At 36.2% G+C, this 21,815-nt stretch carries 17 protein-coding genes; all 17 read left to right on the forward strand.

Annotation, left to right across the window (positions count from 1 at the left end; genetic code table 11):
• The first annotated feature begins 103 nt into the window (after positions 1-103).
• The 17 genes from CAR_RS05455 to dnaJ all read left to right on the forward strand — a co-directional run bounded on the left by CAR_RS05455 (position 104) and on the right by dnaJ (position 21,783).
• A complete protein-coding gene (locus tag CAR_RS05455; RefSeq protein ID WP_013710718.1) occupies positions 104-4,444 on the forward strand; it encodes a PolC-type DNA polymerase III in 4,341 nt (1,446 codons plus the stop codon).
• Positions 4,445-4,641: 197 nt separating this feature from the next.
• Positions 4,642-5,115 carry a ribosome maturation factor RimP gene (gene rimP, locus CAR_RS05460; protein ID WP_041556274.1) on the forward strand — a complete coding sequence of 158 codons (474 nt, stop codon included), beginning with the start codon at positions 4,642-4,644 and terminating at the stop codon, positions 5,113-5,115.
• 36 nt (positions 5,116-5,151) lie between these two features.
• A complete protein-coding gene (nusA, locus tag CAR_RS05465) occupies positions 5,152-6,429 on the forward strand; it encodes a transcription termination factor NusA (RefSeq protein ID WP_013710720.1) in 1,278 nt (425 codons plus the stop codon).
• A gap of 15 nt (positions 6,430-6,444) precedes the next feature.
• Positions 6,445-6,729 (forward strand): RNase P modulator RnpM, encoded by a 285-nt coding sequence (rnpM, locus tag CAR_RS05470; protein ID WP_041556276.1) that lies wholly within the window; start codon positions 6,445-6,447, stop codon positions 6,727-6,729.
• Complete coding sequence (locus tag CAR_RS05475; RefSeq protein WP_013710722.1) at positions 6,726-7,031, forward strand: YlxQ-related RNA-binding protein; 306 nt, start codon at positions 6,726-6,728, stop codon at positions 7,029-7,031. The genes rnpM and CAR_RS05475 overlap by 4 nt, the downstream gene beginning before the upstream one ends.
• Positions 7,032-7,046: 15 nt before the next feature.
• Positions 7,047-9,446 (forward strand): translation initiation factor IF-2, encoded by a 2,400-nt coding sequence (infB, locus tag CAR_RS05480; protein WP_013710723.1) that lies wholly within the window; start codon positions 7,047-7,049, stop codon positions 9,444-9,446.
• A gap of 23 nt (positions 9,447-9,469) precedes the next feature.
• Positions 9,470-9,817 (forward strand): 30S ribosome-binding factor RbfA, encoded by a 348-nt coding sequence (gene rbfA / locus CAR_RS05485; protein ID WP_013710724.1) that lies wholly within the window; start codon positions 9,470-9,472, stop codon positions 9,815-9,817.
• Positions 9,818-10,009: 192 nt separating this feature from the next.
• Entirely contained in the window at positions 10,010-11,194 is a 1,185-nt protein-coding gene (locus CAR_RS05490; RefSeq protein ID WP_013710725.1) for a LysM peptidoglycan-binding domain-containing protein, read from the forward strand.
• Positions 11,195-11,415: 221 nt separating this feature from the next.
• Positions 11,416-11,754, forward strand: coding sequence for an iron chaperone (locus CAR_RS05495; RefSeq protein WP_013710726.1), 339 nt, complete (start codon positions 11,416-11,418; stop codon positions 11,752-11,754).
• Positions 11,755-11,958: 204 nt separating this feature from the next.
• The gene (gene truB, locus CAR_RS05500; RefSeq protein WP_013710727.1) at positions 11,959-12,879 is read left to right on the forward strand and encodes a tRNA pseudouridine(55) synthase TruB; all 921 of its coding nucleotides are present in this window, start codon (positions 11,959-11,961) and stop codon (positions 12,877-12,879) included.
• Positions 12,880-12,894: 15 nt separating this feature from the next.
• Positions 12,895-13,872, forward strand: coding sequence for a riboflavin biosynthesis protein RibF (gene ribF, locus CAR_RS05505; protein ID WP_013710728.1), 978 nt, complete (start codon positions 12,895-12,897; stop codon positions 13,870-13,872).
• 256 nt (positions 13,873-14,128) lie between these two features.
• Complete coding sequence (locus tag CAR_RS05510) at positions 14,129-15,343, forward strand: argininosuccinate synthase (protein WP_013710729.1); 1,215 nt, start codon at positions 14,129-14,131, stop codon at positions 15,341-15,343.
• Positions 15,344-15,384: 41 nt separating this feature from the next.
• Complete coding sequence (gene argH / locus CAR_RS05515; RefSeq protein ID WP_041556278.1) at positions 15,385-16,764, forward strand: argininosuccinate lyase; 1,380 nt, start codon at positions 15,385-15,387, stop codon at positions 16,762-16,764.
• A 219-nt stretch (positions 16,765-16,983) separates the two neighbouring features.
• Entirely contained in the window at positions 16,984-18,030 is a 1,047-nt protein-coding gene (gene hrcA / locus CAR_RS05520) for a heat-inducible transcriptional repressor HrcA (protein ID WP_041556279.1), read from the forward strand.
• 18 nt (positions 18,031-18,048) lie between these two features.
• Complete coding sequence (gene grpE / locus CAR_RS05525; RefSeq protein ID WP_013710732.1) at positions 18,049-18,606, forward strand: nucleotide exchange factor GrpE; 558 nt, start codon at positions 18,049-18,051, stop codon at positions 18,604-18,606.
• A 47-nt stretch (positions 18,607-18,653) separates the two neighbouring features.
• Positions 18,654-20,492 (forward strand): molecular chaperone DnaK, encoded by a 1,839-nt coding sequence (gene dnaK, locus CAR_RS05530; protein WP_013710733.1) that lies wholly within the window; start codon positions 18,654-18,656, stop codon positions 20,490-20,492.
• Between the two features lie 130 nt (positions 20,493-20,622).
• Positions 20,623-21,783, forward strand: coding sequence for a molecular chaperone DnaJ (gene dnaJ / locus CAR_RS05535; protein ID WP_148229387.1), 1,161 nt, complete (start codon positions 20,623-20,625; stop codon positions 21,781-21,783).
• Positions 21,784-21,815: the final 32 nt, after the last annotated feature.

Here is a 21,815-nt window from a genome sequence, read left to right on the forward strand (position 1 = left end):
CAAACAAGTACGCACATCCACTTGTCTGTACTCCTTTTACAATTGTACTTTGATTGTTAGTTTTGCTTCTTAGTACTACCTTAGTAAGTGAAAGGAGTTTCTCATGAGTTTAAATCAAGAAGAATTATTTCAAAAATTACTAGAACAAATCGGTTTGCAACATGAAGAACGTTACAAGGTTCATTTTTCTCAAGCGAAAGTTTTAAAGGTAACGGTTCATAAATTATCAAAATGTTGGAACTTCCATTTGCAATTTCCAGATATTTTGCCATTTGAAGTATATCAAAATCTTTCTGAAAAAATGCAGTTGGCTTTTAATCCGATTGCCAGTGTACAACTGACCATTGAAACGCTTCAACCAAAACTAACCATTGAAAAACTTGAACATTATTGGTCATCTGCAGTGAAATTAAGTGCAGTTTCTTCGCCAATTTGTGATAAACCTTTTAGAGAACAATTCCCACTTTTAAATGGGAAAAAGATTCAATTTTATGTTGAAAATGAAGTTGTCAAAGGACATTTAATGAACCAGTACTTGCCACCAGTTGAGGAAGCGTACGTTTCTTTAGGCTTTCCAAGATTCAAAATTGAACCTGTTATTGATGAAGAATCTCATCTAAAGAAAATAGCCGATTTCCAAGCGAAAAAAGAAGAATCGGAAACTTTATTAGCTATTCGAGCAAATGAGAATATACAAAAAGCAGAACAAGAAAAGAAACACAATAAAAATCAAGTTCAAGCTCAAAAAGGTCCAATCGTTTTAGGTCGGAAAATTACGGCTAAAGAAGAAGTCAAACAGATGGATCAAATTGTTGAAGAAGAGCGTCGTGTTACAATCGAAGGATATGTTTTTGATGTTGAGGTGCGGGTATTACGATCTGAAAGACAATTACTTATACTAAAAATGACTGACTATACGTCTTCTTTTTCAGTAAAAAAATTCTCTAACTCTCCTGAAGATGAAGCAGCTTTTGCAGCTGTAAAAAAAGGAATGTGGATTCGAGTAAGAGGTAGTGTCCAAGAAGACAACTTTATGCGAGATCTCGTGTTGAATGCTCAAGATATTACGGAATGGGATCATGAGACACGTAAAGATACTGCTCCAGAAGACAATAAACGTGTTGAGTTGCATTTGCATAGCAATATGAGTCAAATGGATGCAACGAATACAGTTGTAGATTTAGTGGACCAAGCAGCTAAATGGGGCCATAAAGCTGTTGCGATAACAGATCATTTTGGCGCACAATCTTTTCCAGATGCTTTTCATGCGGGTCAAAAAAATGGCATTAAAATTCTTTATGGAATTGAAGCGAATATTGTAGATGATGGTGTTCCGATTGCTTATAATCCTGAACACATTGAGTTATCAGAAGCGATTTATGTTGTCTTTGACGTGGAGACAACCGGGCTTTCAGCCGTGTACAACAGCATTATTGAGTTATCAGCAGTTAAAATGCACAAAGGCAATATTATTGAGTCTTTTGAACAATTTATTGATCCCGGTCATCCGTTGTCACAGACAACGATTAATTTAACAGGTATTACGGATGAAATGGTTCATGGCTCAAAGTCTGAGGAAGAAGTCTTAACGTTATTTAAAGAATTTGCGGGCGATCATATACTTGTTGCTCATAATGCTAGTTTTGATATGGGCTTTTTAAACACAAGTAACGCTAAACACAATATCCCAGATGCTACAAATCCGGTGATTGATACGCTTGAATTGTCTCGTTTTTTACATCCACAATATAAGAGTCATCGGTTAAACACATTAGCTAAAAAGTATGGAATTAATTTAGAACAACATCACCGTGCTATTTTTGACTCGGAAACAACTGGACAATTGTGCTGGCTTTTTCTTAAAGAGGCTAAGGAAGAGCATGAAATGTTTTATCATGATCAATTAAACGAACACATTGGAGAAGGCGATGCCTATAAACGGGCTCGACCATTTCATGCAACCATTATGGCTACCTCTCAAGCAGGGTTGAAAAATCTCTTTAAATTGGTTTCTTCATCGATGGTCAATTATTTCTTCCGGACTGCACGATTGCCGCGTTCCGAACTGAATAAGCTTAGAGAAGGATTGATCATTGGTACGGCTTGCAGTCAAGGAGAGGTTTTTGAAGCCATGATGCAAAAAGGGTACGATGAAGCAAAAAATAAAGCGAAATTTTATGATTACATTGAAGTCATGCCAAAAGAAGTTTATGCACCTTTGATCGAACAAGAGTTGGTTACAAATGAATCAGATTTAGAAGAAATTATTCGTAATCTTGTTAAAATAGGCAAAGAGTTGAATATACCGGTAGTTGCAACTGGAAATGTTCATTATTTAAACCCAGAAGACAGTATTTATCGTAAAATTTTGATCAATTCTCAAGGTGGAGCGAATCCATTAAACCGGGCAGAATTGCCGGAAGTTCATTTTAGAACGACAACGGAAATGTTAGAAACTTTTTCATTTTTAGGAAAAGAAACAGCCCAACAAATTGTTGTTGAGAATACAAACAAGATTGCAGATATGGTGGAAGACGGTATTACACCAGTCAAAACGGATCTATATACACCAAAAATTGAAGGTTCAGAAGATGAAATACGTCAATTGAGCTATGATGAAGCGCACAGATTATATGGCAATCCTTTACCAGAAATTATTGAAAAAAGAATCGAAAAAGAACTGAACAGTATTATTGGAAATGGGTTCTCGGTTATCTATTTGATTTCACAAAAATTGGTTCATAAGAGTATGTCAGATGGTTACCTAGTTGGTTCAAGGGGATCAGTTGGTTCTAGTTTTGTTGCAACAATGACCGGGATAACAGAAGTTAACCCGATGCCGCCACACTATACTTGCCCTAATTGTCAGTTTTCTGAATTCTTTACAGATGGCTCGGTTGGTTCGGGGTATGATCTGCCAGATAAAAACTGTCCGAAATGTGAAGCACGTTTGCACAAAGATGGACACGATATTCCTTTTGAAACGTTCTTAGGTTTTTACGGGGACAAAGTACCGGATATCGATTTAAATTTCTCGGGTGATTATCAAGCGAAAGCCCATAATTATACGAAAGAACTTTTTGGAGAAGAATACGTATTTCGTGCTGGAACGATTGGTACTGTTGCAGATAGAACGGCATTTGGTTATGTAAAAGGATACGAACGAGACAATAATTTGACCTTACGTGCTGCAGAAATTGATCGATTAGCAAAAGGTTCAACTGGAGTTAAACGGACAACCGGTCAGCACCCAGGCGGAATTATTGTTATACCGGACTATATGGATGTTTATGATTTTACTCCTATACAATTTCCAGCAGATGCTCAAGATTCAGAATGGAAAACAACGCACTTTGATTTCCACTCTATCCATGACAATGTGCTGAAATTAGATATCTTGGGTCATGATGATCCAACCGTTATTAGAATGTTGCAAGATTTATCTGGTGTTGATCCTAAAACTATTCCGACTGATGATCCAGAAGTCATGAAGATTTTTGGTGGTACTGAAGTTCTTGGCGTAACGCCAGAACAAATCCAATCAAAAACGGGTACATTAGGTATACCAGAATTTGGTACACGTTTTGTAAGAGGGATGCTAGAAGAAACTATGCCGACAACTTTTGCTGAGTTGCTTCAAATATCCGGATTGTCACATGGAACAGATGTATGGTTAGGAAATGCAGAAGAATTGATTCGTATGAATAATATTCCCTTGTCAGAAGTAATCGGTTGTCGTGATGATATCATGGTGTATCTTATCCATAACGGGTTAGAAGATGGGATAGCCTTCAAAATCATGGAGTCTGTTCGTAAAGGAAAAGGCATCCCAGATGATTGGCAAAAAGCTATGCGAGATCAAAAAATACCTGAATGGTATATCGAATCTTGTTTGAAAATTAAATATATGTTCCCTAAAGCCCATGCTGCGGCATATGTACTAATGGCTTTACGAGTAGCTTATTACAAAGTACACTTTCCTATTCTTTATTATGCGGCATATTTCTCCGTGCGTGCGGATGATTTTGATTTAGTCGCTATGGCGAAAGGGAAAGAAAGCTTAAAATTAAAAATGAAAGAAATCACTGATAAAGGATTAGATGCTTCAACGAAAGAAAAAAATACACTAACCGTTTTAGAATTGTGTAATGAGATGGTTGAGCGTGGATTCAATTTTAAAATGGTGGATCTAGAAAAATCAGATCCAACTAATTTTGTTATTGAAGGTAATTCACTGATCGCACCATTTAGAGCTGTGCCAAGTTTGGGAGCCAATGTGGCCAAACAAATTAAAGAAGCCAGAAACGACAAACCGTTCCTTTCTAAAGAAGATCTAGCTAAAAGAGGGAAAGTTTCTAAAACTGTTATTGAGTATTTAAATGAAAATGGTGTCTTAAAAGGATTGCCAGATGAAAATCAATTATCATTATTTGATCTCTTTTAAGAGCTAAACTAATTTAGAGTAGAAAATTTTTTAAAATGAAACACAACTGGAAAGACTTATTTGATGGTGTTTTGTTGCTTATTGCCTGAATTTATGGTACTATTTATTTGGATTTAGATATTCTGTTGAGAGTGAGCGGTGACGCTCACTCTTTTTCGGCAGTAAGTTAGAAAACTAACTATAAGGAGGCGAAAAAGTTGAGTAATGTGGTAGAAACAGTAACTGAAATCGTGAAACCTATTGTTGAAAGAAATCAGTTTGAATTAGAAGATATAGAATTTATAAAAGAAGGTAAAAACTGGTTCTTGAGAGTTTATATCGATAAACCAGAAGGTATCGATTTAGAGGATTGTGCATTGGTTAGCGAACAAATTAGCGAACACATGGACAAAATCAATCCGGATCCAATACCGCAAGCATACTTCTTAGAGGTTTCATCTCCTGGAGCTGAAAGACCATTAAAAAAAGAAGAAGATTATGTTAATGCAGTAGGAGAATACATCCATATTTCTTTATACGAACCTGTAGATGGCGAAAAAGTTTATGAAGGCACATTAAAAGAAGTAAACGATGAAACATTGACATTGACTATTCGCGTTAAAACTAGAGTGAAAGATATCGAATTCAGTCGAAAAACAATTGCGAAAGCTAGAAGAGCGATTCAATTTTAAGTTAAATCATTGTTAAGGATAGGAGAGAAGTGAAAAATGAGCAAAGAAATGTTAAATGCTCTTGAGGCTTTGGAACAAGAAAAAGGAATTTCGAAAGAATTCGTTATCGAAGCTTTAGAAGTTGCTTTAGTTTCAGCGTACAAAAGAAACTATGATCAAGCACAAAACGTTGAAGTTGAATTTGATTTGAAAAAAGGGAACATCCATGTTTACTCTGTTAAAGAAGTGGTAGATGTTGTTTATGACTCTCGTCTTGAAGTAGGCATAGAAGAAGCTTTAGAAATAAACAAAGCGTATGAATTAGGCGACAAAATTCGTTTTGAAGTAACGCCTAAAGATTTTGGGAGAATTGCTGCTCAAACAGCTAAACAAGTCATCATGCAACGTGTACGAGAAGCTGAAAGAAATATTATCTACAATGAATTCATTGCTTATGAAAATGATATCATGCAAGGAATTGTTGAAAGACAAGATCACCGTTACATCTATGTTAATTTAGGCAAAATTGAAGCTGTTTTATCTAAACAAGAACAAATTCCTAATGAAGTATACAAACCTCATGATCGTATCAAGGTTTACGTAACAAAAGTTGAAAATACATCAAAAGGTCCACAAATTTTTGTTAGTCGTAGCCATCCTGATTTATTGAAACGTTTATTCGAACAAGAAGTTCCTGAGATCTATGATGGAGTGGTCGAAATCGTTTCAATCGCTAGAGAAGCGGGTGACCGTGCTAAGGTAGCCGTTCGTTCGAGAGAAGAACACATTGATCCAGTTGGAACATGTGTAGGACCTAAAGGACAACGTGTTCAAGCGATCGTAAATGAGTTAAAAGGTGAAAACATGGATATCGTTGAATGGGATGCAGATCCTGCAACTTATATCGGAAATGCTTTAAATCCTGCTCAAGTTGTCAGTGTGACATTCAATGAGTCTAACGGTAGCTGTTTAGTAGTCGTTCCTGATTACCAACTGTCTCTTGCAATTGGTAAACGCGGACAAAATGCTCGCTTAGCGGCTAAATTAACAGGATATAAAATTGATATCAAATCTGAAACAGACATGGAGGCTATCAATTTAGCTAAAGAAGAAACTGGTTTAGAAAAAGATGCTAAATATGCTGAAGTAATTGAAACGATTGAAAATCAAGAACAAGAAATGAATGAAGAAGAAATCATCGAATCTGTTGAAGACCTAGATTCTGAGTTTGATGAAATCACAATAGCTGATGACATTGGAGAAGGTAATTTAGATGCTGAATCTGCAGAAGAATTGATTGAATTAGCTGAAGAACGGGATAACGTGGAAGACTAACAAGAGGTGAAAATAATGCCAAACCGTAAAATTCCTATGAGGAAATGTGTTATTTCCAACGAAATGAAACCTAAAAAAGACATGCTTCGAATTGTGATTAATAAAGAAAATCAAGTATCTATCGATCCAAGCGGAAAACTGCCTGGACGAGGAGCTTATGTCTCAATTGAACCTGAAATTGTACAATCTGCATGGGAAAAACATACGTTGGATAAAGTATTGAGGACACCATTAGATGATGCTTTTTATCAAGAACTTTTGGACTATGTTACGCATCAAAAAGCTAGGATGAGTTTATGATTGAAGAACAAAAAGTATTAAATCTTTTAGGCATGGCAACACGAGCAGGGAAATTGACTACTGGTGAAGATTTAAGTCTAAAAGAAATCAGAAATCAATCTGCTAAAATTGTGATTGTAGCGACTGATGCAAGTGAAAATACGAAGAAAAAAGTCTCGGATAAGTGTAGTTATTATGAAATTCCTTTTATAATTCACTTTACTAGAAGTGAATTAAGCCAAGCAATAGGAAGAGAACGAACCATTTGCACTATCACGGATAAAGGCTTTGGAAAAAAATTCCGAGAATTATTATCAATTTAATTGGAGGGTGATATCATGGCTAAAAAACGTGTATATGAGTACGCTAAAGAATTAGATGTACCAACTAAAAGTGTTATTGATAAAGCAAAGGAACTTGGAATTGATTACAATAGCCATATGTCTTCAATGGAAGACACACAAGTTGAAAAATTAAACCAAGCATTTGTTTCAAATAAAAAAGACAGTGTAGCTCCTAACAAAAGTGTTCAAACAGAATCAACGAGCACTTCAAGTGCAAAAAATCAAAAAGGTGGTAATACTATAACGAATCAGAAGAACCAATCCAATCAACCAAACCGTCCAGCAGCAAAAGAAAATCAAGCTGGTACAAGCAAACCGAAAAACACAACAACTGCAAAACCGGCATCAACAAACAAACCAGCAGCAACAAACAAACCAGCAGCTAAACCAGCTGCATCAGCTAAACCAAAAACGCAAACAAGCAGTCAAACTGCTCAAAGTGGAACTGGAAATCAAGCGCCACAACGCGCAGCAGCAGCTCCAGCTCCAGCAGGCAATAGAAATAAACGAACAGGTAATAGACCGTTTAACCGCGGAAGTGTGGGAACACATGGCGGATTTAACAAACGTAAGAGAAAAGGTAAAAAAGGTGAAACTAAACCAGTAGCACCACCAGTAGCACGTAAATTTAAAGAGTTACCAGAAGTACTGGTGTATACAGATGGTATGACTGTAGCAGATATTTCTAAAAAGATTTACCGCGAACCAGCTGAGATCATCAAAAAATTATTCCTACTTGGTATCGTAGCAACATTGAATCAAAGCTTAAGCAAAGAAACAATTGAATTATTGGCTGAAGAGTACGGAATTGCAACGGAAGAAAAAGTTCAAGTAGACGTATCTGATTTAGATGTATACTTTGAGCAAGAATCTGCTGAAGAAAACCTTACTTCTCGCCCACCAGTAGTAACAATTATGGGACACGTTGACCATGGTAAAACAACTTTACTAGACTCACTTAGAGATACAAAAGTTAGTTTAGGCGAAGCCGGTGGAATCACACAACATATCGGAGCTTATCAAGTAGATGTTGATGGAAAAATCATTACCTTCCTAGATACTCCAGGACATGCTGCGTTTACAACAATGCGTGCTCGTGGTGCGGATGTAACGGATATTACGATCATTGTAGTAGCAGCAGACGATGGCGTTATGCCTCAAACGGTTGAAGCAATCAACCATGCTAAAGCTGCTGAAGTTCCAATTATTGTAGCAGTGAACAAAGTTGATAAACCAGATGCAAATCCTGAACGTGTTATGCAAGAATTAACTGAATATGGTTTGGTTCCTGAATCATGGGGTGGAGACACTATCTTTGTTGAAATCTCAGCTAAATTCAAACAAAACTTAGATGAATTATTAGAAATGATTTTACTTGTAGCTGAAGTGGAAGATTTAAAAGCAGATCCTACTCGTTTAGCACTTGGTTCAGTTATTGAAGCTCGTTTAGATAAATCAAAAGGTCCAATTGCTACTTTACTTGTTCAAGAAGGAACATTGAATGTGGGAGATCCTATTGTAGTTGGGAATACTTACGGACGTGTTCGTGTAATGGTTAACGAAAATGGTCGTCGTGTTAAACATGCTGGCCCGTCTGCTCCAGTTGAAATTACTGGTTTAAACAATGCTCCTCAAGCAGGAGATCAATTCGTTGTCTTTGAAGACGAAAAAACAGCTCGTACAGCTGGAGAAACTCGTGAGAAAAAAGCGATGGCTGAACAACGTTCGGTAACGAACCGTGTAACCATTGACAACTTATTCTCTAGTTTACAAGAAGGCGAATTAAAAGACGTTAATGTTATTATTAAAGCAGATGTACAAGGTTCTGCAGAAGCTTTATCATCAAGTTTACAAAAAATTGATGTAGAAGGCGTTCGTGTGAAAATGATCCATACAGCAGTAGGAGCGATTAACGAAAGTGATGTCACTTTGGCAGCTGCAAGTAATGCGATCATTATCGGATTTAACGTTCGTCCAACTCCACAAGCTAAAATTCAAGCTGATCAAGAACAAGTTGATATTCGTTTACACCGTATCATCTATAACGCTATTGATGAAATTGAAACAGCTATGAAGGGTCTATTAGATCCTGAATACGAAGAAAAAGTAACTGGACAAGCAGTTGTTCGTGAAACATTCAAAGTATCTAAAGTTGGAACAATTGCCGGAGGATTTGTTACAGATGGTTACATCACTCGTAGCAGCAGTATCCGTTTGATTCGTGACAACATTGTTATCTTTGAAGGCGAATTAGCAAGTTTGAAACGCTTTAAAGACGATGCTAAAGAAGTTAAAAAAGGATTCGAATGTGGCTTTATGATTAAAGATTACAACGAAGTTCAAGTGGATGATGTTATTGAAGCTTATGAAATGGTTGAAATTAAACGTAAGTAATACGTAAGAAAGAAGGGTTAAACATGGCAAATCATAGAATTGGTCGCGTTTCTCAAGAAATTCAAAGAGAAGTAAACGATATCTTGAAAAAACGTGTGAAAGATCCCCGTGTTGCTGATGTAAATATAACCGACGTACGTGTAACAGGTGATCTACAACAAGCGACGGTTTTCTACAGTATTTTATCTGATAAAGCTAGCGATCGTGAAAAAACACAGCTAGGATTGGATAAAGCTTCTGGTTTAGTTAGAAGTGAATTAGGCCAACGTTTGTCACTTTATAAAACACCAGAAATTAAATTTGAGCGTGATGAATCTGTTGAATATGGTAATCATATTGATGAATTATTGCGTAACTTAAATAAAGACTAAAAATAGTTTTATTTTTAACCTTCAAAGGGTCAGCCTTTTGAAGGTTTTTTTTGACTAAAAATTAAAAAATAGAATAGTTAAAAAAAACAAATAGTTGCTTAAGGTGGTATAATAAAGGTGAAAAAGAAGAGCTCAAAACATAGCTGAAATGCATTGGAAAAACCTACTTAAAAAAATAAAGGGGTGAGTAAAATGCGTTTTAAATTTGGATTGGCTAGCCTCCTGCTGTCATTGCTGCTCTTATTCAGTTTAACTTTTGCTTTACCAGTTACCGCAGCCAGCTCTCAGTATGTTACTAAAGGAAATACAACGTCTAAAGTGGTTGCCTTAACATTTGATGATGGTGCCGATGGTAAAAATATTACTAAGATTCTACAAATTCTAACTACCAATAAAATTAAAGCCACCTTTTTCATCACTGGAAAAGCAGCTGAAAATCATCCGCAATTGATTAAAACGATTGTTTCTCAAGGACATGAAATAGGAAATCATTCTTATTCTCATCCTGATTTCACTAAAATGACAGCAACTCAGATAAAAACTGAATTGGATAAAGCAGATGCTGCAATCAAAAAAGCTTCTGGAAAGTCTACAAAACCTTATTTCCGTGCACCTTTTGGTTCGGTAAACACGGCTACGTTGTTGGCAGTGGGAAATCTAGGCTATACAAAAACCATTGGCTGGACAATTGATACAGTCGATTGGAAAGGTATCTCTTCAACTGAAATCACTAACAAAGTAGTAAACAATGCAACTCCAGGAATGATTGTTTTGATGCATGCAGGAGAAGGAGCGCCAGGCACTCCAGGAGCCCTTCAAACTATGATCAACCAATTGAAAGCGAAAGGCTATACGTTCGTAACGGTGGGGCAATTATTGACGACCCCACCAACTAAAGTTAGCAGTGGTCAACACATTGTCAAACCTGGGGATACGTTAACTAAAATTGCTGCATTGTATGGCGTTATTGTTCAACAATTGGCAACAGCTAATAAGTTAACGAATACGAACTTGATTCGTGTTGGTCAGCTCTTGACTATTCCGACAACTAACTACACCGTTAAAGCAGGCGATACTTTAATAAAAATTGCTCAGGCTCATAAGGTAACAGTCCAACAACTAGTGGCTATTAATCAGTTGTCAAATCCCAATATATTAAAAATCGGACAAGTATTAAAAATTCCTGCTAAAGCAAGTACACCAACCATCCCAAATCCTGTACCAACGACAACGAATTATACGGTTAAATCAGGAGATACACTGTATAGTATTGCTAAAAAGTATGGCATTACGGTCCAACAAATCGTTACAGCTAATAAATTAGCCAATGCTAACGTGATAAAGGTTGGTCAAGTGTTAAAAATACCGACTAAGTGATTCTTAACGTCTAACGAATAACCGTTAACCTGAAAAATGAGTAAAGTGATGATTAAAATAGACTCCCCGAAGTAGATGCCAGATGAAAATTCTAGCGTATCATATGTGGGGAGTTTTTTTCATCTATCAAAAAGAATATAATTAGAGTGAAAAAAATTTGAACTTATAACGAAGTTAATTAATTTAAGGGAACACCATTCATTGTATTTGGAGGGGTCAGTATGACAGTAGTAGATGATTATATTTCAGAATTTCCAGAACAAACACAGAGTATTATGCAGCAAATGCGTACCATTATTCATCAAGAAGCGCCAGGAGTAAAGGAAAAAATTAGTTATGGGATGCCTACTTTTTTCACAAACGGCAACTTAGTACATTTTGCGGGTTACAAAAAACATATTGGCTTCTATCCAGCACCAAGTGCAATTTCTCAATTTGAAGATCAACTAAAAGAGTATAAATATGCTAAAGGATCTGTTCAATTTCCATTAAATCAACCTATACCGTACGACTTAATTCGTAAAATGGTGCAATTTCGAGTAAAAGAGAGTGATCTTTAATTTTTTTACGTTATATTTATCCGGATGGTAGTTATTTCCTGAACTAAAACAGGGAATAGAAGCCATCCATTTATTTTAGTATCACATCTTCAACTGAAAATCTAATCGGTATTTGTTGCTTTTTAGTCACTTTTAATGGATGACGGTATTTTGGTAATTATGGTATACTAGGAGAGTTAAAAAAAGGAAGGTTGGGATTTAGCTATGGAAGGTATTCTCCCCTTATGGAAAGAACGTGGCATGACCAGCCATGATTGTGTATTTAAACTCAGAAAGATTTTAAAAACTAAAAAAATTGGACACACAGGTACATTAGATCCAGATGTTGATGGCGTGTTGCCTATTTGTGTTGGAAAAGCGACAAAAGTTGTTGAGTACATGATGGAAACGGGTAAAGGTTACATAGGTGAAATCACACTTGGCTATTCCACTACAACAGAAGACCGCAGCGGAGAAATTGTTGAGCAAGTTAGTGTCAAAACTATTCCATCACTGGAAAGTATTGATAAAGCTATGAATAGCATGGTGGGAAAGATTACTCAGATTCCACCAATGTATTCTGCTGTAAAAGTAAATGGAAAAAAATTGTATGAATATGCTCGTGCTGGTGAAACGGTTGAGCGACCTGTTAGAATTGCTGATATAAAATCATTTAAACGCACTTCAGATCTTTTGGTAGATGAAGAGCAAGGGACGGTTTCTTGGAAATTTGAAGTAGCTTGTGGAAAAGGGACTTATGTCCGTACGTTAGCAGTGGATCTAGGCGCAAATTTGGGTTACCCTGCGCATATGTCAGACTTAACACGTATACTAAGTGGAACTTTTAAAGCCAGTGATTGTTTAACCTTAGCGCAAGTTGCTGAAAAAATGGAACAACAAGAAATAGAAGAAGCTTTATTTCCTTTGGAATTTGGCTTGAAAGAGTTGGCTTCTTTTGAAATTGATCAAGAGCTTTGGGATAAAGTTAAAAATGGCACAGTACTCCCAATAAATACTGTGCCCGAAGAGTTATTGTCTAAGCCAATCGTCTTTATGTATCTTCAAAAAGCTGTCAGTATTTACGCAGTTCACCCGCGAAAAAAAGAGTATTTAAAACCAATTAAAGTGTTACGAAATAATTTATAAAGGAGTTTTCACACCATGGAAATCATTAAATTACATCATCCATATAAGGAAGGTGAAATCCCTAAAGATAAAGTAGTATTAGCTTTAGGTTTTTTTGATGGCGTCCACAGAGGACATCAAGAAGTAATCGGCAGAGCAAAAAAAATTGCCGAAAAAAATCAGTTGAAATTAGCAGTTATGACGTTTAATCAGCATCCTTCAATTGTTTTTAAAAAATTAAACCCGGATCATCATAAATACCTTTCCACTATTTCTCGTAAAGAAGAATTAATGGGAAAAATTGGTGTTGATTTTCTTTATGAAGTAGACTTTACGTCTGCTTTTGCAGGGTTGACTCCTCAAGAGTTTGTAGAACAGTACATTATTGGTTTACATGCTCAAACGGTTGTAGCCGGTTTTGATTATTCATTTGGAAAAAAAGAAGTGGCCTCCATGGAGCACTTACCGCTATATGCGAAAGATCGTTTTGAGATCGTAGTGGTGGAGAAACAACTCTCAAAAGAAGACAAAATCAGTTCTACGCGTATTCGCTTAGCCCTAGAGGTCGGAGATATGGATGCTGCAAATAATCTACTAGGTTATGTTTATGCTACTCCTGGAAGAGTCGTACATGGAGATGCAAGAGGAAGGTTATTAGGATTTCCAACAGCGAATATCGAAGTTGAGAACTTTGTTAAATTGCCGCGTATAGGCGTATATGCTGTTGAAATTTCAGTAGGTGGTCAAGTTTATAAAGGAATGGCCTCTATCGGTCATAATGTCACATTTGAACCGAATCGTCCGCTGACGGTTGAAGTGTACATTCTTGATTTTAATGAAGATATTTATGGTGAAAATGTAACTGTATTTTGGTACGACTATTTACGTAATGAGGAAAAATTTGATTCGATTGATGCTTTGATTGCTCAGTTGAAACAAGATGAATTAGACACCGCACATTTTTTTGAAAACTATAAAGGATTGACTCATAAGAACTTTTTAAGTGAACACTAAAATAATACAAAAAGACGAGATATAACTATCTTGTCTTTTTTTGTGTATAAAATGAAAAAAGCATGAGTCGTTAATTGTTTTTCCTATATTCGTTTATACATAATTAATGAATAAAACATATGTATATACAGTATTTTTTCTTAAATAAGCGAAATAATACAAAAAACAGTATAAAAAAACACTTTATGCTTGTTTTAATCTTTTTGCCATGTTAGGATACTTTCATGCAATAAAATTAATCGGATGAGGTGTTTTTATGAATAAAGGAAAAGTTGTTTTAGCTTACTCAGGAGGACTGGATACATCAGTCTCTATTAAATGGTTAATGGATGAAGGATATGATGTAATAGCTTGTTGTTTAGATGTTGGAGAAGGAAAGAACTTAGATTTTATTAAAGATAAAGCAATCGAAATTGGTGCGGTAGCTTCTTATACGATTGATGCTAAAGATGAATTTGCTAATGACTTTGCATTAATTGCGTTACAAGCGCACACGTATTATGAAGGTAAGTATCCGTTAATCTCAGCGTTATCTCGTCCTTTAATTGCTAAAAAATTAGTTGAAGTAGCTATAAAAGAAGAAGCTGTAGCAGTAGCACATGGATGTACGGGAAAAGGGAATGATCAAGTTCGTTTTGAAGTTGCCATTCATTCTTTAGCACCAGATTTAAAAGTACTTGCACCAGTTCGTGACTGGACATGGTCAAGAGAAGAAGAAATCAATTATGCTATTGAGCACTCTATTCCGGTTCCAATTGACTTAGACAACCCTTTCTCTATCGATCAAAATCTATGGGGAAGAAGCAATGAGTGTGGTGTTTTAGAAAATCCCTGGATTGCTCCACCAGAAGTTGCGTATGACTTAACCGTTAGTTTAGAAAATACACCAGACATTCCTGAAATTATTGAAATTGAATTTTTAGCAGGTGTACCGATAGCGATTGACGGTTCAAAATATGAATTGTCTGAGTTAATTCAACAGTTAAACAGTATTGCTGGGAAACATGGAGTCGGACGGATTGATCATATTGAAAACAGATTGATTGGAATCAAATCTCGTGAGGTTTATGAAGCGCCTGGAGCTGTAACATTAATGACAGCACATAAAGAGCTAGAAGATCTTACTTTTGTTAAAGATATCGCACACTTTAAACCAATGATCGAACAAAAAATAACTGAAATGATTTACAACGGATTATGGTTCAACCCATTAACTGAAAGTTTGATTGCCTTTTTGAAATCTACTCAAAAGTACGTTAACGGAACCGTTCGGGTGAAATTGTTTAAAGGACATGCCATTGTAGAAGGCAGAAAATCACCTAACTCATTGTATGATGAGAACTTGGCGACTTATACTTCTGCAGATACATTTAACCAAGAGTCATCTGTTGGCTTTATCAAATTGTGGGGATTGCCTACAAAAGTACACGCAGAAGTAAATAAGCCAAAAGATACCATTAAAACCAAGTAAAATCGAAGAAAGTACACTTAATAAAAGATAGGATGACAAATATGAAAAAATTATGGGGCGGTCGTTTTGAAGGAGAAAACCAAAAATGGATTGATGAGTTTGGAGCTTCAATTGAAGTAGACCAAGTTTTAGCTGAAGAAGACATTTTAGGAAGTTTGGCACATGTTAAAATGTTGGCTAAAACAGCGATTATTCTTCAAGAAGAAGCAGATGAAATCATCAAAGGGTTAGAAAATCTTTTAGTAAAAGCCCGAAAGAAAGAGTTGGTATTCTCTATTGAAAATGAAGATATTCATTTGAATATTGAAACACTTCTCCATAAAGAAATCGGTCCTGTTGCTGGAAAGTTGCACACTGCAAGAAGCCGAAATGATCAAGTGGCTACAGACATGCACCTGTATTTAAAACGTCAAGTAGGTGAAATTTCCGTATCGCTTGAGGATCTGGAAAAAGTTATTTTACTGAAAGCAGAAAAATATGTTGAAACGATTGTTCCTGGATATACGCATTTGCAGCATGCACAGCCAATTTCTTTTGCTCATCATTTATTGGCGTATTACAATATGTTTAAACGTGATTTAGAACGGTATCAAGACAGTTTGAAACGAATCGATTGCTCTCCACTAGGGGCAGCTGCATTGGCAGGAACAACATTTCCAATCGATCGTTTGTATACCGCTGAACAGTTAGGTTTTAGCTCCATCTATTCTAATAGTATGGATGCCGTTAGCGATCGAGATTTCATCTTAGAGTTTCTATCCACCAGCAGTATACTGATGATGCATCTTTCACGTTTTTGCGAAGAAATGATTCTTTGGACCAGTCATGAATATCAATTCGCCAGTTTAACCGATACTTTTTCGACGGGTAGTTCCATTATGCCGCAAAAGAAAAATCCAGATATGGCAGAATTGATTCGTGGAAAAACAGGCAGAGTGTACGGCAATTTATTTTCGTTGTTAACGACAATGAAAAGTTTGCCACTTGCCTATAACAAGGATCTACAAGAAGACAAAGAAGGCATGTTTGATACGGTAAAAACTGTTAAAGATTGTTTGGAAATATTTGCTGGTATGTTGGAAGATATGATCGTGCATGAAGAAAATATGAGTGAAGCGACAACGAAAGATTTTTCAAATGCAACTGAATTAGCGGATTATCTGGCTTCAAAAGGTATCCCATTTAGAGAAGCGCATGAAATTGTTGGGAAACTTGTGTTGAAGTGCTTAAAAAATGGCCATTTTTTACAAGATATTCCTCTAACCGAATTTCAACAGGTCGCTCCTAATATCGAGGAAGACGTTTATACGTTATTGGAATCTCGTGTAGCTGTTGAACGTAGAAATTCATTAGGTGGTACTGGATTCGAACAAATTAGAAATGAAATTGAAAAAGCCAAACTAGAATTTAATCTAATATAAGAAGAATTAAAAGACAGTGTTGAAGATGGAACTTTCCATTTTTGACATTGTCTTTTTAGTAAAAGTAGGATAAATCAAGCGTTAGACCGGCTTTTTAGATAAACGTCAAAATTAGTCAAAAAATAAGCAAAAATTATTGACAGATACAGTTATATTTGGTAAATTAATAAATGTATTAGCACTCAATAGTTTCAAGTGCTAAAAAAGAGGTGATGCAATATGTTAACTGAAAGGCAGATTTTAATTTTAAAATCTATCATTCGCTTATACACTTCATATGAGACACCCATAGGTTCCAAAACTTTAATGAATGAAGCTGAAATCAATTTTAGTTCAGCAACCATTCGTAATGAAATGGGGCGTCTCGAAGAATTAGGCTTCATTGAAAAAACGCATTCGTCATCCGGTCGTGTCCCATCATTAAAAGGGTACCGTTTTTACGTGGACCATCTGGTACATCCAGCAAAAATTCAAAAAAAAGATCTTGCGGTCATAAAGAGTGCTTTAGGAAATCAGTTCAGGCAATTGGATGAAATTGTTTTTCAATCGGCTGAATTGCTTTCTCGGTTGACCAGTTACACGGCGATTACGTTAGGTTCTGAAATCAAAGAAAGTATTCTAACCGGTTTTCGATTGGTGCCATTAAATGATTATCAAGTGATGGCTATCTTAGTAACCGATAAGGGCCATGTAGAAAATCAAATAGTAACGATTCCGAGGTCAATGGATGTTAACGAGCTAGAAAAAATTGTTCGTATTTTTAATGAACAATTAGTTGGTCTTCCGCTAATGGAAGTATTTAAAAGACTGAAGACAGAAATTCCGATATTGTTGAATAAGTATGTTCGAACAAATGAAGGAATACTAAATATCTTCGAAGATGTCTTTTTGAAAGCTGGACAAGATAGACAAGATAGGATGCACGTAGGTGGAAGAATGAATATACTCGATTTCTCGAATGAATTAAATGTCGAAAAATTCAAGTCTATTTATTCCTTAATGGATGGTACTCATGACTTATCTTCTTTATTGGTTCCAAGTACTACCGGAATCAATGTGAAAATTGGTACGGAGTTAAACAATGAGCTTTTTAATGAGTTCAGTTTAATTACAGCAAGTTATGACATTGAAGGATATAGTTCAGGTGTTATTGCATTATTAGGTCCAACAAATATGCCGTATTCTAAAATGATCGGTTTGGTGGATGTATTTCGAAATGAGCTTTCAAAAAAAATAATCGACTACTATCAAGTTGTAGACGATTAATAAAAAGGAGCTGTTGTTGTGTCTAGAAATAAAGATAAAAAGCAAGAACAAGAAATGGTTGAAGAAACACCAACAGAATTGGTAGAAGAAACAACTGAATCTGTAGAAGTGGAACAACCAGAAGTTGATGAACTTGCTAAAGTAAAAGCTGAATTAGAAGAAATGGAAAATAAATATTTGCGTGTGCAAGCTGAAATGGCAAATATCCAAAAACGCAATGCAAAAGAACGTGAAGATGCTGCTAAATTCCGTGCTCAATCTTTAGCAACAGAATTGCTTCCCGTTATTGATAACTTAGAACGAGCTCTAGCTATTGAAGTAACAGATGAGCAAGGGAAAAGTTTGAAAAAAGGAATTGAAATGGTTATGGAAACATTCAATGCTGCATTGAAAAGTGAAGGCATTGAAGTTATTGATCCTTTAAATGAACCTTTTGATCCAAACTTCCATCAGGCGATTCAAACCGTTCCTGTTGAAGAAGGTCAAGCAAGCGAAACAGTTGTACAAGTTTTCCAAAAAGGTTATGATTTAAACGGACGCGTATTACGTCCCGCAATGGTAATTGTTGCTCAATAAAATTTAGATAACTGTAAAAAAAATAATAAAAAAATGAGGGATTTATTATGGGTAAAATGATTGGTATTGACTTAGGAACAACAAATTCAGCAGTTGCTGTATTAGAAGGCGGAGAAGCAAAAATTATTCCGAATCCAGAAGGTAACCGTACGACACCATCAGTTGTTGCGTTTAAAAATGGAGAAATGCAAGTAGGGGAAGTAGCTAAACGCCAAGCTGTAACAAACCCTAATACAATTAGTTCAATTAAACGTCATATCGGCGAAGCTGGATTTTCAGTTGAAGTTGATGGTAAAAAATATACTCCACAAGAAGTTTCTGCAACAATTCTTCAATACTTGAAAGGTTATGCTGAAAGCTATTTAGGCGAAACAGTTGATAAAGCTGTTATCACTGTTCCTGCTTACTTCAATGATGCACAACGTCAAGCAACAAAAGATGCTGGTAAAATTGCTGGTCTTGAAGTGGAACGTATCGTTAATGAACCAACTGCTGCAGCATTAGCATATGGTTTAGACAAAGTAGACAAAGATGAAAAAGTTTTAGTATTTGACCTTGGCGGTGGTACTTTTGACGTTTCAATCCTTGAATTAGGAGACGGCGTATTTGATGTATTAGCTACTGCAGGTGACAACAAATTAGGTGGAGATGATTTTGATAACAAAATCATGGAATACTTGGTAGCTGAATTCAAAAAAGAAAACGGCGTTGACTTATCTAAAGACAAAATGGCTGTACAACGTTTGAAAGACGCTGCTGAAAAAGCTAAAAAAGACTTATCAGGCGTAACTTCAACTCAAATCAGCTTACCATTTATCACTGCTGGAGAAGCTGGACCATTACACTTGGAAATCAACTTGACTCGTGCTAAATTTGACGAATTAACTTATGACTTAGTAGAGCGTACTAAAGGACCTGTTCGCCAAGCATTGAAAGATGCTGGATTATCAACATCTGAAATAGATGAAGTAATCTTAGTTGGTGGATCAACACGTATCCCTTCTGTTGTAGAAGCAGTACGTAAAGAAGCTGGAAAAGAACCAAACAAATCAGTTAACCCTGATGAAGTTGTAGCAATGGGTGCTGCAATCCAAGGTGGAGTTATCACTGGTGACGTTAAAGACATCGTATTGTTAGATGTTACTCCGTTATCATTAGGTATTGAAACAATGGGTGGCGTATTTACTAAATTGATCGAACGTAACACAACGATCCCAACAAGTAAATCACAAGTATTCTCAACTGCTGCTGACAACCAACCAGCTGTTGACGTACATGTAATGCAAGGGGAACGTCCAATGGCAGCCGACAACAAAACATTAGGTCGCTTCCAATTAACAGATATTCCTGCTGCACCACGTGGAATTCCTCAAATCGAAGTAACATTTGATATTGATAAAAACGGAATCGTTAACGTAAGTGCTAAAGACTTAGGAACTCAAAAAGAACAAACAATTACGATCAAATCTTCTTCAGGTTTAACAGACGAAGAAATTGAACGTATGGTTAAAGATGCAGAAGCTAATGCTGAAGCTGATAAAGCTCGTAAAGAAGAAGTAGAATTACGTAACGAAGTGGATCAATTATTATTCCAAGTAGATAAAACTATTGGTGAATTAGAAGGTAAAGTTGATGAAGCTGAAGTTAAAAAAGCTGAAGAAGCTCGTGATGAATTGAAAGCTGCTGTTGAAGCAAATGATCTTGAAGCAATGAAAACAAAACGCGATGAGTTAAATGAAATCGTACAAGCTTTAACAGTTAAATTATATGAACAAGCTGCTCAAGCACAAGGAGAAGCAAATCCTGAAGCTGCAGAACAAGCACAAGATGGATCTGAAGATGTTGTAGATGCTGATTTTGAAGAAATCGATGATGATGCTAAATAACCTTCATAATTTAAGGATGGAATGGAAAAGCCAAGGCAAATTGCTTTTGGCTTTTTCTTCTAGATATGCTATGCTCATGAAGGTGAATTTGAGGATACATTAAAAAATTGTCAAGTGACGATGGAGGGAAATTATGGCTAAAAGAGATTTATATGAAGTATTAGGAGTATCAAAAGGTGCTTCTGATGATGAAATAAAAAAGGCATACAGAAAATTATCAAAAAAGTTCCATCCGGATATTAATAAAGAAGCTGGATCTGAAGAAAAATTTAAAGAAGTTGCGGAAGCTTATGAAGTATTAAGTAACCCTGACAAACGCGCGGCATATGACCAATATGGACATGCAAGCACGGATCCAAACTTTGGAGCAGGTGGCGGCGGTTACGGCGGCGGAGGCTTTGGTGGATTCGGCGGCGGTGGTGGATTCGAAGATATTTTTGAATCGTTCTTTGGTGGCGGCGGTCGTTCGCAAAATCCAAACGCTCCTCGTCAAGGAGATGATTTACAATACACAATCAACCTTGAATTTGAAGAAGCTATTTTCGGTAAAGAAACCACCATCAGTTATAACCGTGAAGAAGAATGTAAAACGTGTCATGGTGACGGAGCTAAACCAGGCACACACCCTGTAACTTGTTCTAAATGTCATGGTACAGGTTCATTAAATGTTGAACGAAATACACCACTTGGCCGAGTAATGACACGTCAAACATGTGATGTTTGTCATGGTACTGGTCAAGAAATTAAAGAAGCTTGTCCAACTTGTCATGGTTCTGGACATACGAAAGACAAACATACTGTTAAAGTTACTGTTCCTGCAGGTGTTGAAGATGGAAATCAAATGCGCTTAAATGGACAAGGGGAAGCCGGTAAAAATGGCGGACCTTATGGTGATCTTTATGTTGTTTTCCGTGTTAAAGCTAGCAACCAATTTGATCGAGATGGATCAGAAATTTATTACGAATTGCCAATTAATATCGTCCAAGCATCTTTAGGGGATGAAGTGGAAGTTCCAACCGTTCATGGTAAGGTTAAATTAAAAATACCTGCTGGAACACAAACTGGAACGAATTTCCGCTTGAGAGGCAAAGGAGCACCAAAATTGCGTGGTACTGGTACAGGAGACCAACACGTGAAAGTTAAATTAATGACTCCGAAAAACTTAACAAAAGAACAAACAGACTTGTTGAGACAGTTCGCTAAATCTAGCGGTATGGAAGTCGAAGAACAAGATGGTTCGATTTTTGATAAAGTAAAAGATGCATTTAAAGCAGATAAGAAAAAGAAATGAACCGATTTTTTTAAATAAGTATGAGTTTTATT

The organism is Carnobacterium sp. 17-4 (assembly GCF_000195575.1).
Taxonomy (GTDB): domain Bacteria; phylum Bacillota; class Bacilli; order Lactobacillales; family Carnobacteriaceae; genus Carnobacterium_B.

Coding starts and splice junctions, on each gene's coding strand:
- CAR_RS05495 (WP_013710726.1), top strand. CDS start 11,416: ATGACAGTAGTAGATGATTATATTTCAGAATTTCCAGAACAAACACAG.
- hrcA (WP_041556279.1), top strand. CDS start 16,984: ATGTTAACTGAAAGGCAGATTTTAATTTTAAAATCTATCATTCGCTTA.
- CAR_RS05510 (WP_013710729.1), top strand. CDS start 14,129: ATGAATAAAGGAAAAGTTGTTTTAGCTTACTCAGGAGGACTGGATACA.
- rbfA (WP_013710724.1), top strand. CDS start 9,470: ATGGCAAATCATAGAATTGGTCGCGTTTCTCAAGAAATTCAAAGAGAA.
- CAR_RS05490 (WP_013710725.1), top strand. CDS start 10,010: ATGCGTTTTAAATTTGGATTGGCTAGCCTCCTGCTGTCATTGCTGCTC.
- infB (WP_013710723.1), top strand. CDS start 7,047: ATGGCTAAAAAACGTGTATATGAGTACGCTAAAGAATTAGATGTACCA.
- truB (WP_013710727.1), top strand. CDS start 11,959: ATGGAAGGTATTCTCCCCTTATGGAAAGAACGTGGCATGACCAGCCAT.
- nusA (WP_013710720.1), top strand. CDS start 5,152: ATGAGCAAAGAAATGTTAAATGCTCTTGAGGCTTTGGAACAAGAAAAA.
- argH (WP_041556278.1), top strand. CDS start 15,385: ATGAAAAAATTATGGGGCGGTCGTTTTGAAGGAGAAAACCAAAAATGG.
- dnaK (WP_013710733.1), top strand. CDS start 18,654: ATGGGTAAAATGATTGGTATTGACTTAGGAACAACAAATTCAGCAGTT.
- CAR_RS05475 (WP_013710722.1), top strand. CDS start 6,726: ATGATTGAAGAACAAAAAGTATTAAATCTTTTAGGCATGGCAACACGA.
- rnpM (WP_041556276.1), top strand. CDS start 6,445: ATGCCAAACCGTAAAATTCCTATGAGGAAATGTGTTATTTCCAACGAA.
- CAR_RS05455 (WP_013710718.1), top strand. CDS start 104: ATGAGTTTAAATCAAGAAGAATTATTTCAAAAATTACTAGAACAAATC.
- ribF (WP_013710728.1), top strand. CDS start 12,895: ATGGAAATCATTAAATTACATCATCCATATAAGGAAGGTGAAATCCCT.